The organism is Sphingobacterium ginsenosidimutans (assembly GCF_039536865.1).
GTDB classification, from domain to species: domain Bacteria; phylum Bacteroidota; class Bacteroidia; order Sphingobacteriales; family Sphingobacteriaceae; genus Sphingobacterium; species Sphingobacterium detergens.
This window is the reverse complement of the sequence record NZ_BAAAZK010000003.1, coordinates 33,567-49,206: the sequence shown is the minus strand read 5'-3', so window position 1 is coordinate 49,206 and position 15,640 is coordinate 33,567. Positions and strand designations below refer to the sequence as shown.

At 39.6% G+C, this 15,640-nt stretch carries 14 protein-coding genes and 1 tRNA gene; 9 read left to right on the top strand and 6 right to left on the bottom strand.

Annotated elements, in window-relative coordinates; all coding sequences use genetic code 11:
• Nucleotides 1-62: 62 nt before the first annotated feature.
• Nucleotides 63-692, top strand: a complete 630-nt coding sequence (locus ABFX33_RS08630; RefSeq protein ID WP_346085527.1) for a dioxygenase family protein — start codon at nt 63-65, stop codon at nt 690-692.
• Nucleotides 693-768: 76 nt separating this feature from the next.
• On the opposite strand, the gene ABFX33_RS08625 is transcribed toward ABFX33_RS08630, so the two are convergent.
• The 3 genes from ABFX33_RS08625 to ABFX33_RS08615 form a co-directional block, all read right to left on the bottom strand.
• Nucleotides 769-945: a hypothetical protein gene (locus ABFX33_RS08625; RefSeq protein ID WP_257093446.1), complete on the bottom strand. Its 177-nt coding sequence runs from the start codon at nt 943-945 to the stop codon at nt 769-771.
• 610 nt (nt 946-1,555) lie between these two features.
• Nucleotides 1,556-1,640, bottom strand: a tRNA-Ser gene (locus ABFX33_RS08620).
• 94 nt (nt 1,641-1,734) lie between these two features.
• Entirely contained in the window at nt 1,735-2,619 is an 885-nt protein-coding gene (locus ABFX33_RS08615; protein ID WP_346085526.1) for a bestrophin family protein, read from the bottom strand.
• Between the two features lie 67 nt (nt 2,620-2,686).
• Here ABFX33_RS08615 and ABFX33_RS08610 point away from each other — a divergent pair, with 67 nt between their 5' ends.
• The 3 genes from ABFX33_RS08610 to trxA are packed head-to-tail and all read left to right on the top strand — an operon-like array spanning nt 2,687 to nt 4,571.
• Entirely contained in the window at nt 2,687-3,535 is an 849-nt protein-coding gene (locus ABFX33_RS08610) for a glycoside hydrolase family 25 protein (RefSeq protein ID WP_346085524.1), read from the top strand.
• A gap of 8 nt (nt 3,536-3,543) precedes the next feature.
• Nucleotides 3,544-4,272, top strand: a complete 729-nt coding sequence (locus tag ABFX33_RS08605; RefSeq protein WP_346085523.1) for a rhodanese-like domain-containing protein — start codon at nt 3,544-3,546, stop codon at nt 4,270-4,272.
• Between the two features lie 2 nt (nt 4,273-4,274).
• Entirely contained in the window at nt 4,275-4,571 is a 297-nt protein-coding gene (trxA, locus tag ABFX33_RS08600; RefSeq protein WP_104385868.1) for a thioredoxin, read from the top strand.
• A gap of 98 nt (nt 4,572-4,669) precedes the next feature.
• Here the strand turns inward: trxA and ABFX33_RS08595 are convergent, their stop codons facing one another.
• The 3 genes from ABFX33_RS08595 to mqnC form a co-directional block, all read right to left on the bottom strand.
• On the bottom strand, nt 4,670-4,825 hold the full coding sequence (locus tag ABFX33_RS08595; protein ID WP_257093441.1) for a hypothetical protein: 156 nt from the start codon (nt 4,823-4,825) through the stop codon (nt 4,670-4,672).
• A gap of 153 nt (nt 4,826-4,978) precedes the next feature.
• Complete coding sequence (scpB, locus tag ABFX33_RS08590; protein ID WP_346085521.1) at nt 4,979-5,539, bottom strand: SMC-Scp complex subunit ScpB; 561 nt, start codon at nt 5,537-5,539, stop codon at nt 4,979-4,981.
• Nucleotides 5,540-5,548: 9 nt separating this feature from the next.
• On the bottom strand, nt 5,549-6,673 hold the full coding sequence (gene mqnC, locus ABFX33_RS08585; RefSeq protein WP_120259395.1) for a cyclic dehypoxanthinyl futalosine synthase: 1,125 nt from the start codon (nt 6,671-6,673) through the stop codon (nt 5,549-5,551).
• 417 nt (nt 6,674-7,090) lie between these two features.
• Between mqnC and ABFX33_RS08580 the strand changes: the two genes are divergently transcribed.
• The 5 genes from ABFX33_RS08580 (at nt 7,091) to ABFX33_RS08560 (ending at nt 15,620) form a co-directional block, all read left to right on the top strand.
• Nucleotides 7,091-10,360: a SusC/RagA family TonB-linked outer membrane protein gene (locus ABFX33_RS08580; RefSeq protein ID WP_257093434.1), complete on the top strand. Its 3,270-nt coding sequence runs from the start codon at nt 7,091-7,093 to the stop codon at nt 10,358-10,360.
• A gap of 21 nt (nt 10,361-10,381) precedes the next feature.
• Entirely contained in the window at nt 10,382-12,118 is a 1,737-nt protein-coding gene (locus ABFX33_RS08575; RefSeq protein ID WP_346085519.1) for a RagB/SusD family nutrient uptake outer membrane protein, read from the top strand.
• 124 nt (nt 12,119-12,242) lie between these two features.
• Nucleotides 12,243-13,562 (top strand): D-alanyl-D-alanine carboxypeptidase/D-alanyl-D-alanine-endopeptidase, encoded by a 1,320-nt coding sequence (locus ABFX33_RS08570; protein ID WP_346085518.1) that lies wholly within the window; start codon nt 12,243-12,245, stop codon nt 13,560-13,562.
• 10 nt (nt 13,563-13,572) lie between these two features.
• Entirely contained in the window at nt 13,573-14,871 is a 1,299-nt protein-coding gene (locus ABFX33_RS08565) for an MFS transporter (protein ID WP_120259398.1), read from the top strand.
• A 20-nt stretch (nt 14,872-14,891) separates the two neighbouring features.
• Nucleotides 14,892-15,620: a (Fe-S)-binding protein gene (locus tag ABFX33_RS08560; protein ID WP_120259399.1), complete on the top strand. Its 729-nt coding sequence runs from the start codon at nt 14,892-14,894 to the stop codon at nt 15,618-15,620.
• The last annotated feature ends 20 nt before the right edge of the window (nt 15,621-15,640 follow it).

Sequence of the window (15,640 nt, the reverse complement as noted above, 5' to 3'; positions counted from 1 at the left end):
TTTTGAAGGCTATTTGCCATCCATATCTTCGGGGAAACTTTTAATTTAATAGACGACGAGTTATGGATTTAAAAAACAGCATCATCCCCTTGTTCCTTTTGTTGCTCAGCTCAATACTAGGATCTTGCCAAAGTCAGGACTCCAAACATGTAGGTGGCTCCTGTGAAGGATGCGAAGCAATTTTCGAGTACAAGAATAAAATATTGACTCCTGTAGACACGCTTCCGGGATTTCAACATCATGAACCGAAATTAAAGGTTACTGGTACTGTTCTGAAAAGAGATGGTAAAACACCAGCTCAAAATGTGATGGTATACATCTATCATACGAATAGACAGGGAGTCTACGAAACTAATGGTGGTGAAACCGGTTGGGCGAAACGACATGGCATATACCGAGGCTGGGTGAAAACGGGGAAAGATGGCAAGTATACTTTCTACACCTTTAGGCCCGGTGCTTATCCGGATGGTGGAGAGCCTGAGCATATTCATATTACGATTAAGGAGCCCAACAAAAATGAATATTATCTGGATGAGTATTTTTTTGATGATGATGTACTGTTGAGCTCAGAACGTCGCAATGCTGCTGAAAACCGTGGCGGCTCGGGGATAGTTCACCCAATAATAGAATCTGGGATACTAACAGTCAGGCGTAATATTATCTTGGGTAAAAATATTCCGTATTATGATTGATGAGTTTGGTTGGGGATTAATTATATGAGCAAAAATAGCCCTATAGATTAATTTTAATAAAATATTTTTGGCATGCTTAGAATAAGGAAAGTTTAATAGGTTGTGCCTCCGCACAACCTATTTTATCCATTTCCCACCCACCACCGCCTCCACCGTTACTACCACTACCTTCTGATCCAGCAGCAATACCATTTTCCAATTCGATTTCCATCGCATTTATTGACGGAGTAACGTATTGTTTTTTCTCGTTCATAATAGTTCTTGTTTAATACTACAATATTTCTGATTTTTAAATTTAAGGCATTGTTTCTCCAGAAAATGATGATAATTATATCATTGAAGATGAAAATCATTCATTTGTGGAATTAAAAATATGCTATGTAAAATTGGGATTGGAATAAGAGCACATTGTGCAATAAAATTACACATTGCCTCAACGAGGAAATAGGGACTAAAATTAAAGGAGCCAGGCGTTCGAATACGGGGCAATCCTTCTGGTTCGAATCCAAATACAACGAAAAAAGCCTTTCATTTCTGAAAGGCTTGTTCTGCGGAGAGTGAGGGATAATAAAATGATCCCAAAGGGGGAGGCTTCACCATAAAATAAAGCCATTCACTCTGTTCATTTTTTTGTCGTTTATACACTTTTTATCAAACATTGTTTGCAAAAGTCTATAAACGACAAAACCCGACTATCGTCGGGCTTTATTTTTTGGTTGCGGAGAGTGAGGGATTTATCGCGTCCCACATCCCCATGCTATAACCCGCGATGATAAAGTTCGAACCCCGGCCAACCCTTCTGGTTCGAATCAACTTATCTGTAAAATAAAAGATCCCTCATCTTGCGATGAAGGATCTTTCTGCGGAGAGTGAGGGATTCGAACCCCCGAACCTGTGACAGTTAACGGTTTTCAAGACCGCCGCATTCGACCACTCTGCCAACTCTCCGCGACAAAAGTAGAAATTCTGAATAGATTTGCAAAACTTATTTTTGCAGCAATGTCTTATGGTTTGAAAATGAGCTAGATTATTTTAAAAAATGCTATGCTGGAATAATCTCGTGGCAGTGTTTTTTGATGTTGGCAGCTATTTTATCAATCGGTAGATCGTCCTGGTCTATACCAAAAGGCTCCTCGATGGATTCGCCGATCAATTCAAGTGAAGCTAATACGTAGAGGATAAAAGGCACGGCAACAACAACAAAATATCCGATCGAAAAAACATAACCTACAGGAAGTGTCATTGTATAGAAGATAATAAACTTCTTGATAAATGCGCTATAAGCTAATGGAATTGGCGTATTTTTTATCCGTTCACAGGCACCGCATACATTGGTCATGGACACAATCTCCTCATTGAGTATAATTAACTGGTCCCCACTGATAATTCCTTCTTTGTAAAGATCGTTTATCTTCTGGAAAATCATATTGGAAACCTGATTTGGACCATGCTTCTTGCTGTCCAATGCCCTAAGTTCGGGATGCTCATTTTCATCGAGCATAAACTTGGTGTAGTCGGATCGCAAAAAATCGTATAGGGTCTCTGCAAACAGTGGAATAGTTTTTCGGAAGAAACTGCGATTGACCTTATCATCCGCATCGAGCATAGCGTTGAGCTTATAGGCAAATGCCCGGCTTATATTGGTCAATGTACCCCATTGCTTGCGTGCCTCCCACCAACGGTCATAGGCCGAGTTGGTTCTAAATACCAACAATAAGGAGATCACAAAACCCAACAGGTTATGGACGATGGTAATGTTTTTAACCCAGCTTCTTTCATTTAATTTGAGATATTCCAATTCGAGGTAGGCTATCCCCCAGGAATAGATAGCTATTAAGATAAGAAAAGGTAATAGCTTTATAAAGGTGTCTGATTTATGCAGTTTGAAAGTTGCTGACAGCCAATCTTTAGGGTTGTATACGATCATATACAAAAATATAAATTGTTACGAAAACTTTGCGAGTTAATTGTGATTGCCGTAACTTCATCATCGTATGGCGCAACAGCAATCAAAAAGAACAAAAATAGCAAGAAAAAAACAACAACCTCGCGAGACCAAATGGATATGGATGATTGTGGGAATGTTAATGTTTTTCTTATTTCTTGTTGCATGGCACTATAAAGCCGGAATAATGTATTACTTCCGTGTGGCAACATCCAAAAATAAATCCTTAACAAAGGAGGCTAAGTATGATATCCGTAATATTGAAATCATGAGTAAGCATGATGACAAAGTGTTTGGTATTGATGTTTCGACCTATCAGGAAGATATCGACTGGCAGAAAGTGAATACGATCAACGATCAATTTCCCATTGACTTTGTATTTATCCGGGCGACGATGGGGGAGAAGGGTATAGATGATAAATTTAGCCGCAATTGGTCCAAAATACGTAACCGGGCTATTTTACGGGGTGCATACCATTATTTTCGGCCAAATGAAAACTCGGTCAAACAGGCCAAAAATTTTATCCGTAAGGTTCAGCTCCATCCAGGCGATCTTCCCCCTGTACTCGATATCGAGGAGCATCCAAAACAGCAATCCATGGATAGCCTGAAAGTGGGATTGAAACGTTGGCTCGACGAGGTGGAAGCACATTATAAAGTCAAACCTATCCTATACTCCGGGGATAAGTTCTATAGTGATTTTTTAGAAAAGGAATTCGCAAACTATACCCTCTGGATCGCCAACTATAATTTTTGGATCGAAAATCCAAAAGAGCATTGGGCATTTTGGCAATTTTCAGAAAAAGGCTCGGTGGCCGGTATCCGTGGAAATGTCGATTTAAATATCTACAACGGTAAAATAACGGAATTGGAAAAATTACTTATTCCCTTTAAATAGCAAATAAGATGAACAGAATTTTAGTGGCCGCATTGATAGGGGGTGTTTTTATATGTCCTGGTGCTCTGTCAGCTAATGCAAAATCAAATCTACAGCAAAAAGAATCACATTATACCACAGCTGATTTACCATTACTTGCCTTGAAGCAATTTAAAAAACTGCGTAAACAGCATGATGTGATGGTTTTGGATACACGGTCAGGTGATGATTTCTTAAAGGCTTTCATTCCAGGATCGATCAATGTGGGTTTTAAGGGGCCATTTGATACTTTCTTGAAACAGGTTGTCCCTGATAAAAACCAAAAGCTCTTAATTGTTGCTGAGGAGCAAGATCGTACTGCGGTGGCGGAGCGTCTAGCGCAATTGGGCTATACAGGTGCTATCGGTATATTGGATGGAGGTATAGACCACTGGAAAGAACGGGAACCTGTAGATGCTGTCACAAACCTAAGCGCAGGAAGATTTGGAGAAAGATCAGATCCAGGTCATATTGTGGATGTACGGACAGTGAAAGAATTTGATAAAGGACATATTGACAATGCAATGAACATTCCCTTGACGGATTTCATTAATTTTGGTAAAACGCTAGAAAAAGATAATAAGCCGCTTTATGTGCATTGTCAATCAGGGTATCGCAGTGCGGTTGCCGTTTCTATTTTGCGTGCAAAAGGATTTAAAAATGTGTGCAATATTCAGGGTGGATATAAGGCATTGAAAGATGAAATAAAGGAGAATTAATAATGGCAACTTTTGACCAGATTATTCAATCAAATTCGCTGGTGTTAGTGGATTTTTTTGCGACGTGGTGCGGTCCATGCCAGACGATGGCGCCGGTGTTACAGGATGTAAAGGAATTTTATCAGGAGGATCTATCGATTATAAAAATAGATGTGGATAAGAATCCAAAAATTGCTTCCATTTATAAAGTAAGTGGAGTACCTACTTTTATATTATTTAAAAATGGTCAACAGCTGTGGCGCCAGAGTGGGATGATCCCAAAGATGGAATTGCATAAGCTGATCGACCAGGCGAAATAAATCGATGGGTAAAAAAATAAGGCGTTCAATCAAATTGAACGCCTTATTTTTTTAATGATTCTCTGGTTTTGATAGGTAGTGTTATATAGCACTAAATATTAAAACTCATCATCATCGTCGAATTCATCCAATCCTTCAATTTCAGGAATTTCGAAATCATCGTTTTCGAAATCATCATCGTCGTCATCAGGTCCATTGAAAGACGCGAATTTTACTTCTTCAAGATCTTCGTTAGCTAATATTGCCGTGTTCATAAAATAATACTTTATTGTTGCTTATTCAATGTTGTAAAATTAGAGAAGAAAACTATTTTTTAAAACTTTTTTTAAAAAAAATATAGCCCTTTATTTTTCTGCTAATCAATATGTTGAATTGTTTTTTAAAAATAAAAATTTATTTTATTTTATTTACTCATTTGTTTCGCCAATTGCATTGTCTTCTGTAACGATATCTTTTAGCTGCGGAAGATCACGAACACCATTGATTCCGAAATGATCCATAAACTGTTGGCTGGTCGCGTACAACAATGGTTTGCCTATTGTATCGGCTTTTCCAGCTATTTTGATCAGTTTCTTTTCCAGTAGTCTTTGGATAGAATAATCACAACTGACACCTCTGATCTGCTCAACTTCCAGTTTGGTAATCGGCTGTCTGTATGCGATAATGGCAAGTGTTTCCAGAGCCGATTGACTGAGCTTGCGCTTGTTGTTGTGATTTTGTAATTGCTGTATCGCTTCGTGATAGATCGCTTTGGTCAGAAACTGATATGAATTATTGATATACCGCAGCTCCAATACCTGGTCTTCATCCTGATATTTGTCTTCAATCTTTTTGATCAATTCACGCAACTCTTCTTTCGATACTTCAATAGCCAAGGCTTCTTGTAGAATCTGTTTGATATCGGCAAGATCTATTCCTTCTGCAGAAGCAAAAATAATTGCTTCGATATTTCTAATGACGTCTTTCAATGTAGGGTATTAATAGTTAATGACTTGTTCGACCATGTGCGCAGGCAGTTCTCTGAAATCATATTTTTGCGTTCTCAATTGCGGTTCAAAACCCGCTTCCAGAATCGCTTCCTGTATTGACTTAGAGGTGAACCGATGGGGAGCACCCGCTGCCGAAACGACATTTTCTTCGATCATAATGGATCCAAAATCGTTAGCGCCAGCATGCAAGCACAATTGGGCGGTACGTTTTCCAACCGTAAGCCAGGATGCCTGGATATTTTTGATATTCGGTAACATGATTCGGCTCAAAGCGATCATACGGATATACTCTTCACTGGTAACATCATTGGTAATGCCACGGAGTCTCTTTAATAAGGTGCCATCATCTTGGAAAGGCCAAGGTATAAAGGCGATAAAACCATAAGAATCGGCCGGTTTTTCATCTTGCACTTCTCTGATCCATACCAGATGTTCGAAACGCTCTTCAATAGTTTCAATATGTCCAAACATCATGGTAGCGGAACTAGGTAAATTGATCTTGTGCGCTGCACGCATCACATCGAGCCATTCCTTACCTCCACATTTTCCTTTGGATATCAAACGTCTCACACGGTCATTGAGAATTTCGGCCCCAGCACCAGGCAATGAATCCAGACCCGCTTCTTTCAGCTGGGTCAATACCTCGATATGGCTCATATTTTCCAGTTTAGAAATATGGGCGATTTCCGGTGGGCCGAGTGAATGGAGTTTCAGTGTAGGGTAAAGTTCCTTTAACTGTCTATATAGATTTTTGTAGAATTCAATACCTAAATCCGGATGGTGCCCTCCCTGTAGCAAAAGTTGGTCGCCTCCAAATTTAAATGTCTCTTCGATCTTTTGTTTGTAACTCTCGATATCGGTGATGTAACTGTCTTCATGCCCGGGGCGACGAAAGAAATTGCAGAACTTGCAGTTTGCAATACAGACATTGGTCGTATTGACATTCCTATCGATCTGCCAGGTTACCTTGCCATGTGGCACTTGTATCTTGCGCAATTCATTGGCTACGAAAGTCAAATCAGCTGTAGGTGCATTCTGATATAAAAAAACACCCTCTTCCTTGGAAAGGAACTCAAATCGGAGCGCCCGTTCTAATAAACTACTTACATTCATCAAAACAAATATAAGTACCTTTTGGCGGATTTAAATGTATTTGGCGAATATTTGACATTCCGACTTGATATTGAGCGGAAAGGAGATGACCTAAATTTCCTTAAGTTTCTTTTGTAACAAAAATATAGCTATTTAGCTTAGTGTAAGAATTACAATAACTTGATTTATAGTATTTTGTGATTTAAAGTAAGAATTTTCTTTTTTTTATATTTTTTATTCTTTACATTTATTTAACAGATTTTAACATTTCTGGAAATAACCAAACTAAAATTGAAAATGATAACCAAAGTGATTCATAATCAGTGATAATGTATATTGTCTCTGTTGGAGTCGAACGACCAAAACTTAAATAAACCAATACCAAGCTAAACAAACAGATAAATAAACATAAATTTTTTAAACCACCTATTTAAAATTATGATGAAAAAAACGGACAAAAATTGCTGTTTTGATCTCATATTGGGCCAAAAGTTCAATAAGAGGTTCTTGCTGATGAGTTCTCTACTCATCGCAGGCGGAATGACTGCTCAGGTATCTGCCAAAGGAGCTGTTGCTCATGGTCGAGTTGAAGTCGTTTCGTTGGTGAAAACTAAAGGGTTGCAGGAGATACCCATTAAGGGTGTTGTAAAAGATGCCACCACAAGCCAGGTAATTACCGGTGTATCGGTTAAAATCAAAGGAACCAGTAAGGGAACATCGACAGACGCGGATGGTGCATTTACGATCCAGGGAAAAGTCGGTGATGTATTGGTCGTGAGTTACATCGGTTACTCAAGCGCTGAAGTCACAGTCACGGGAAAGGCTGATCTGACAATTTCATTGAACCCTTCACAAGATGCGTTAGAAGAAGTCGTAGTGACAGGTTATTCAACGCAACGTAAGAAGGATCTGACGGGATCTGTCGCTGTCGTCAATACAGACCAATTGAAAAGCACGCCAGCGGCAAGTGCTGTAGAGTCCTTGCAAGGCCGTGCAACAGGGGTTCAGGTTGTGACAGATGGTGCTCCGGGGTCTACACCACAGATTAAAATCCGTGGTTATAGTACAATTAATAATAACGAACCACTTTATGTGATCGACGGAGTGCCATTTGAAGGTAAATTGAGCTGGTTGAATCAGAATGATATTGAAACAATGCAAGTGCTGAAAGATGCATCGGCAGCATCAATCTATGGTTCACGGGCAAATAATGGTGTTGTTATTATCACAACCAAGTCCGGTAAGTCCGGGAAACCACAAATTAATTTTGATGCTTACTATGGCGTACAAGTACCTAATAGTGGCCGTTTCCCAAAAATGTTAAGTCCGCAGCAGATTTATGATCTAAATGGTAACAAAGACCCGCTACCTGACTATTTGTTGGCTGGCGCGGTATCGGGCAACAAAGTGACACCTGCAGATGCGGATATGTCCAAATATAATTATGCGGATAATAAGGAGGAATTTTATCAAATTACCAAAGCGAATAAAGCAGGGACCGACTGGTTTAAAGAATTGAGTCAGAAAGCACCCACACAGTCTTACCAATTAAATGCTGTGGGTGGTGGTGAAAATGCATCTTATGCTGTGTCGGGAGGATATTTGGGCCAAAAAGGAACGGTAATCCATACGGGATTCGAACGCTTTAATGTACGTTCAAATACGAATTTTTCTGCTTTTAATAAAAAACTGCGTTTTGGCGAAAATATGCAGTATAGCATGACCAAAGGGCATGGTATCGGTGTAAATACAAATACCGCCGGCGATTATATCGGAGAAGGTAGTGCGATTGGATTCGCATATCGTATCAAGAATATTATTCCAGTATATGATGAAGGTGGTAATTTCGCGGGCTCTAGAGGCGGCTGGGGAAATGGTGAGAATCCCGTAGCGATTGCTTACCGCGCTAAAGATAATATGAACAAAAGCAATTTCTTTTTCGGTAATGCTTTTGGAGAATATGATATAGTAAAAGGATTAACATTTAGAACAAGCTTTGGTATCAAATATGAGAATTATTACAATTTAAGTTATACCTATCCCAACCTTGAGTTTACAGAGGGAAGCGCAAACAGTGCATCGTCAGAAACCTCAGGTTATAATACAGAATGGACCTGGACAAATACAATGAACTATAAGGCTAATTTTAATGATACCCATAGTTTGAATGTATTATTAGGAACGGAAGCCATTGACAATACCTATCGTCAGGTCCAAGGTAATGGAAATGGTTACTTCATTACAAATTCTACGGATTTCTTTTATGTAAGTCAGGCTTCAAAAAATTCGGCAGCAAGTGAAGGTGCTCTGGGATCGTTGTTCTCCATTTTTGGAAAAGTAGATTATTCCTATAAAGATCGTTATATCTTAAGTGGAACAGTTCGAAGAGATGGATCATCAAATTTTGGTTCCAAAAACAAGTATGGTACTTTTCCTGGGGTGAGTGGTGCATGGCGGGTATCGCAAGAGGAGTTTATGAAGAGTGTAAGCTGGTTAAATGACCTGAAATTGAGAGCGGGTTACGGTATTACAGGTAACCAACGTATTCCATCTTATCAATACCTAAAACGTTATGCTACTTCTATTAATTCGGCTTCTTATCCGATAAATAATGAGTTAGTAAACGGTCTGTGGATCAGTGATTATCAAAATGAGAATGTAAAATGGGAACAGGTTGCTTCATTAAACCTGGGATTGGACTTCTCTATTTTGGGCGGTAAAATTGATGGTGCTTTTGACTGGTATAATAAGAAAACTTCAGATATGTTATTTGCATTGCCACTGCCAGCAACAGCTGTTGGCCGGGCGGCTTCTCCTTATGTAAATATTGGGGATATGCAAAATAAAGGGGTGGAGTTCTCGTTGAATTATCACCATAAAGAGAGTGATCCGAACAAACTCAACTTTGATATTGGTGCAAATATTTCAAGGAATAAAAATACCATTGTTGGTTTAGCTCCAGGTATTAACGATGTCGTGTATGGCGCATTTAGAAGTATGGAAACTTCTATCCTGAGAACTGGACAACCCTTTGGTGCCTTCTATGGATTCAAAGTTGCTGGGATTTATCAGAACGAAGCTGAGTTGAAGCAATATCCTTCTTACGAAAAAGCCCGCGTTGGAGGTTTTAGATTTGAAGATGTAAATGGCGATGGGATTATAGATGCAAAAGATAATACTGTTATCGGAAGTCCACATCCAGATTTTACCTATTCGCTGAATATCAATGCCAATTACAGAAACTTTGACCTTATGATGTACTTCTATGGTTCGAAGGGAAACAAAAACTATGAAGCAACACGCTACTTTACGGATTTCGGTGTATTTGATGGCCAAAAGAGCGTACGTGTTCTCGATGCTTGGAGTACCGATAATAGAGGTAGTCTAATTCCTTCACAAACGAAAGAAGAAGTTTCTGCCAATGAATATGCGTCTTCAAGCTATTTCGTACAGGATGCGAGCTTCTTCAAGATGAAGAATTTACAAATTGGTTATAATTTTTCTACAGATAAACTCTTTGGTGCGAATACAGGGGTGAAAAAATTAAGAGCCTATATCGGAGTAACAAATCTATTTACGATTACAAAATACGAGGGGCTTGATCCGGAAGTATCGGCAACATCATCGGACTATCCAGCATTGGGTGTTGATTTTGGGGTGTACCCACAATCTAGGCAATATATGTTGGGCGTAAGTTTAGGTTTTTAACGGAATTATAAAGCAATTAAAATGAAAAAGAGAACTATTCTATTATACAGTCTGTTAGGACTGACAACTTTAGGCATGTTTGGCTGCGGTAAAGGGTTTTTGGAAAAGAATCCCCAAGGGGAATTAATCGAAGAACAGATTGAGGGTAAGAAAGGCGTAGAAGCGACCTTGATTGGTGCCTATGCAATTATGAACGGTAATATAAGTGGTACCTGGGGGAACTATGGTTCGGCGCCAAGTCAATGGATTTTCGGAGAGATTACATCGGACAATGCGCACAAAGGATCGGTAATCACTGACCAACCGAATATGAATATGATCGAATCTTTTACCACGATTTCCTCTAATGACAACTTGAGTACGATGTGGCAGGTGTATTATGAAGGTATACTTCGTACAAATACTACGCTCCGTTTATTGAAGCAAGATCAAGCTGGTGGTAAAACGATTAAAGCCGAACGCGCGAAAGAAATCGAAGGTGAGGCGAAGTTGCTGCGTGCGCACTACTACTTTTTTCTGTGGCGTATATTTAAAAATGTTCCTTACGTAGATGAAAATACGAGTATCGATGATGCAAAGGTTGTTAAGAACGACAAGGATGTACAACCGATGATCGAAAGCGATCTAAAGGTCGCAATCGCCAATCTCCCAGATCAAAAGATTAATGGGGAAGGAGGACGAATGGATCAACGCACCGCAAAAGCATATTTGGGAAAATTATACCTTTATCAGAAAAAATATACTGAAGCTTTGGTGTTATTTAAGGACGTCATCGGTAGCAGAGATATCACAACGATGCCTTTCCAAGATAATTATGATGTGAATAAGGAAAATGGCCCCGAGGCACTTCTGGTGGCCAAACATGCCATAAATCCTGATGGTGGTGGTGATAATGCCAACGTAGGAGATATGCTGAGCGGATTGAATGGCACAAATCCTGTTGGTTGCTGTGGTTTCTACCAACCTTCCATCGATCTTGTTAATGCATACAAAGTAGATGCAAATGGACTTCCGATGTTAGATGATTCCTATCGTACCAACCCTTATACATCTGATATCTTGTTGACGGACAAGACTGCAATTGCGAACTATAAATTGGATGTGAATTTGAGATTTGATCCACGTCTTGATTACACCGTAGGGCGTCGAGGTGTTAATTTCTTGGATTATGGAGAGTTTCCTGGCGATGCCTGGTTACGTCCTGAAGAAGGTAGCCGCCCTCATGGAGGTCCATTTACAGGTATTAAAACCATGATTCCAAAAAGCCAGCATGCTGCACACACACAAGCGGGTGCAGCATATGTGACCGATTTGGATGTAAATATTATTCGATTGGCGGATGTAATTTTGATGGCAGCAGAGTGTGAGGTCGAACTTGGCAATCTCCCAAATGCTTTAAAATATGTTAATTCTATTCGGTTACGTGCAGCAAAGTTGCCCACAAAGACTACCGGAGGCGGAGTTGCCGCAGCGAAATATGAGGTTAAACCTTATCTAGCATTCACAAGCCCTGATCAGGCGCGTAAAGCTGTACGTTTTGAACGAAGATTGGAGCTTGCAATGGAAGGTCACCGTTTCTTTGACTTAGTCCGTTGGGGGATAGCAAAAGAGGTTATCGCAAACTACGCGAAGTTTGAAGGCGGTATTCTACCTGTCTTTAAGAGCAAAGCATACGCTGATAAAAATGCTTATTTCCCAATTCCACAGGAGGAAATCAATAAAAGCAATGGTAGCCTAACACAAAATCAAGGTTACTAATACCGGATATAGAGACAGCAAAAGGAGGGTATTCAATCCTCCTTTTGCCGTTTTAAATGATTTGTATCTTAATTTTGGCAATAGGAGAAAAGGAGTTGTTGCTCTTTTTTGTATGTTTGAACCAATGAAAAATTTCTTGCGCACGATATTGCTGCTTTGGCTTATCCCATTTTCTACCCTTATTGTAAAGTCACAGGATTTTGAAGACGTCTATCGGATGCTTCAGGAATCCAAAATATTAAATGATCATTTCTATGGATTTTCACTGTACGACTTAAATGCCAATAAGTTTGTCCTGGACGTCAATGGCAATAAGCATTTTACACCAGCTTCAAATACCAAAATGTATACAACCTATGCCGCGTTGGAGCTGTTGGGTGACTCCATCCCTGGGTTGGAGTATGCGGAAAGGGGCGACTCCCTGTTGATTTGGGGAACAGGAGATCCGACCTTTTTGCATAATAGACTCGATACGCGGGTGGTCTATAATTTTCTGAAAAGAACGAACAAAACGATCTATGTTGTGTCCGGAACAATGAAAAATAAGTTCTATGCCCACGGTTGGGCAATGGAGGATTTCGAAGCATACTATCAGCCTGAGATAAGTACTTTTCCGATTTATGGCAATGTGGTCACTTTCCGTCAAAGAGGGTATAATCATTTAAATACTTCTCCTGGGATTTTTCAGAAAGACCTTGATTTTTTACCTGAACCTAAAACAGGTGATTTTGAACTTTCCCGCTCGTTTCGGAGCAATGTTTTTTGGATGTCGAAACGCCCTGTGCCAAACGATTATGTTAATGAAGTACCATTTATCTATTCGGATAGTCTATTTGTGAAATTACTGTCAGATACACTAGGCAAGAAGGTAAATCTGCTGACCTATAAAAAGCCAAATGATACAAAAATATTGTATTCTGGAGAGACCAAAAATCTGATCCGGGAGATGATGTTGCCAAGTGATAATTTTATCGCTGAACAATTTTTGATGATGTGCTCTTGGAAGCAATATGGTCAATTTGATACCTATCTGGTTCGAGACTGGATGAAAAATAAAGTCTATAAGTTTTTTTCGAACGAGGTGGCGATTTTTGATGGATCGGGACTGTCTTCCTATAACAAGGTCACGCCACAGAATAATGTTGACCTGCTAGTACTTCTGAAAAATAAGATCCCAGATGAGCGGGTGCGTTTTCGACTGTTTCCTGCCGGTGGGGTGGATGGTACACTGAAAAGGACCTATAGTAAAGACCAGGGTGAACCTTTTGTTTTTGCAAAGACCGGAACAATTACGTCTGTCTATAACCAAAGTGGTTACCTGGTCACAAGGTCAGGAAGACGGCTTGCTTTCTCTTTTATGAATAATAATTATATTGATGATCGCGCAAGTGAAATTCGTAAAGAAATGGCTAAAATAATTACTTATATTCGTCAAACTTATTAAGCCAATTTAAATGGAAGCAATTGTAAAAAACAATAAAAAACTGATTCGTTCATGGGCGATGTTTGATTGGGCCAATTCCGCTTACAACCTCGTGATTACCTCAACCATTTTCCCCGTATACTATACCGCAATTACAACAACAAAGGAAAATGGTGATGTTGTTGAATTCTTTGGTTTGAAGATTGTCAATACTGCGCTTTCCAATTTTGCTCTGGCAGCGGCTTATTTGTTGATGTCATTTTCCTTGCCTTTTATATCGTCCTATGCGGATGCTAAAGGATTGAAAAAACCGATTATGAAATTCTTTACTTATGTGGGAGCAATTTCATGTATGTGTCTGTTTTTCTTCAAACTCGATACCCTGGAGATTGGTATTATCTGTTTCGCTTTGGCTGCAATGGGTTATATTGGTGGGGTGCTGTTTAATAATTCCTACTTACCGCTGTTAGCAACTGTAGATCAACAGGATCGGGTGAGCGCGCAGGGATTTGCTTTTGGCTACATCGGTTGTGTGACCTTACAGATACTTTGTTTTATCGTAGTATTGAAACCGGAGTGGTTTGGTATTACCGATCCGTCTTTGCCTGCCCGGATTTCTTTTCTGATGGTGGGACTGTGGTGGTTGGGCTTTTCCATGATTCCATTTAAATATTTGCCTAAAATTGAAGCCACGGGCAATAATATCGGTAAAAGCTTTGTACAGAATGTGCGGGATGAGTTTAGCCATGTGATCCATAAAATTAAAGGTATACCCGAAATAAAGCAGTTTCTACCCGCTTTTTTCTTCTACGCGATCGGGGTGCAGACATTGATGATCGTCGCATCCTCATTTGGAGAGAAAATTCTTCATCTGGGGGCTGAGCGATTAATTGCAACAATTCTTTTAATTCAACTTGTAGCGATCTTAGGTGCATTTTTGATGTCATACCTATCCAAACTTTTTGGAAATATTAAGGTGCTGATTGTCGTTGTGATGATCTGGATTGCAATTTGTATCGCTGCATTCTACTTGGCTACAGCAATGCAGTTTTATATTATTGCCGCATTGGTCGGCTTGGTTATGGGCGGAATTCAATCTTTATCGCGGTCAACCTATTCCAAATTGATCCCAACGGATATCAAGGATACGACGGCTTTTTTCTCCTTTTATGATGTTACAGAAAAGGTGGCTATCGTCATTGGCTTGTTCTCCTTTGGCCTGATAGAACAAATCACACATAATATTCGCTATTCTGCACTGGTACTTTCTTTATTTTTTGTAATTGGATTGTTACTTTTGGTGCGGATATTAATATCCAATAAATCTTAATTTTATTGATTGAATTAAATATGAAGGTAGAACTTTTTGTTCCTTGTTTTATAGATCAGCTTTATCCAGAAACCGCTTTTAACACGATCCGTTTATTGGAGAAAGTGGGTTGTGAGGTGAGTTATAATCCTGATCAGACTTGCTGTGGGCAACCGGCTTATAATGCTGGTTTTTGGGACGATGCAAAGCAGGTAGGAAAGAAGTTTTTAGAAGATTTTTCGGGAGATCATGTCATTATTTCTCCTTCGGCCTCCTGCACCGGTATGGTCAGAAATGGTTATAGCGATCTGTTCGCAAATTCTGCAGATTCCCACCAGTGTCATAAAATACAACAACAGGTCATGGAGATTTCCGATTTCCTGGTCAATGTATTGAAAAAGGATTATTTTGGCGCTGAATTGGAAGGTGTTGGGGTGTATCATGACTCTTGTTCAGCCCTACGTGAGTGCAAGATTAAGGATGAGCCTAGAAAATTACTTAGCAAGGTGTTGGGATTGGAAATGGTTGAAGTAAAAGATAGTGAAACCTGTTGCGGTTTTGGTGGAAGTTTTGCTGTCAAGTTTGATGGGATATCGGCCGCCATGGCGGAACAAAAAGTCAGAAATGCCATGGCATTGAATGCTGATTATATTATTTCGACAGATTCGTCTTGCCTGTTGCAACTGCAGGCGTATATTGATAAACATAAATTACCCATCCAGACCATGCATCTCGTGGATGTACTGACTACAGGTTGGGGAAATATATAAATAACACACTTTAAATCTAA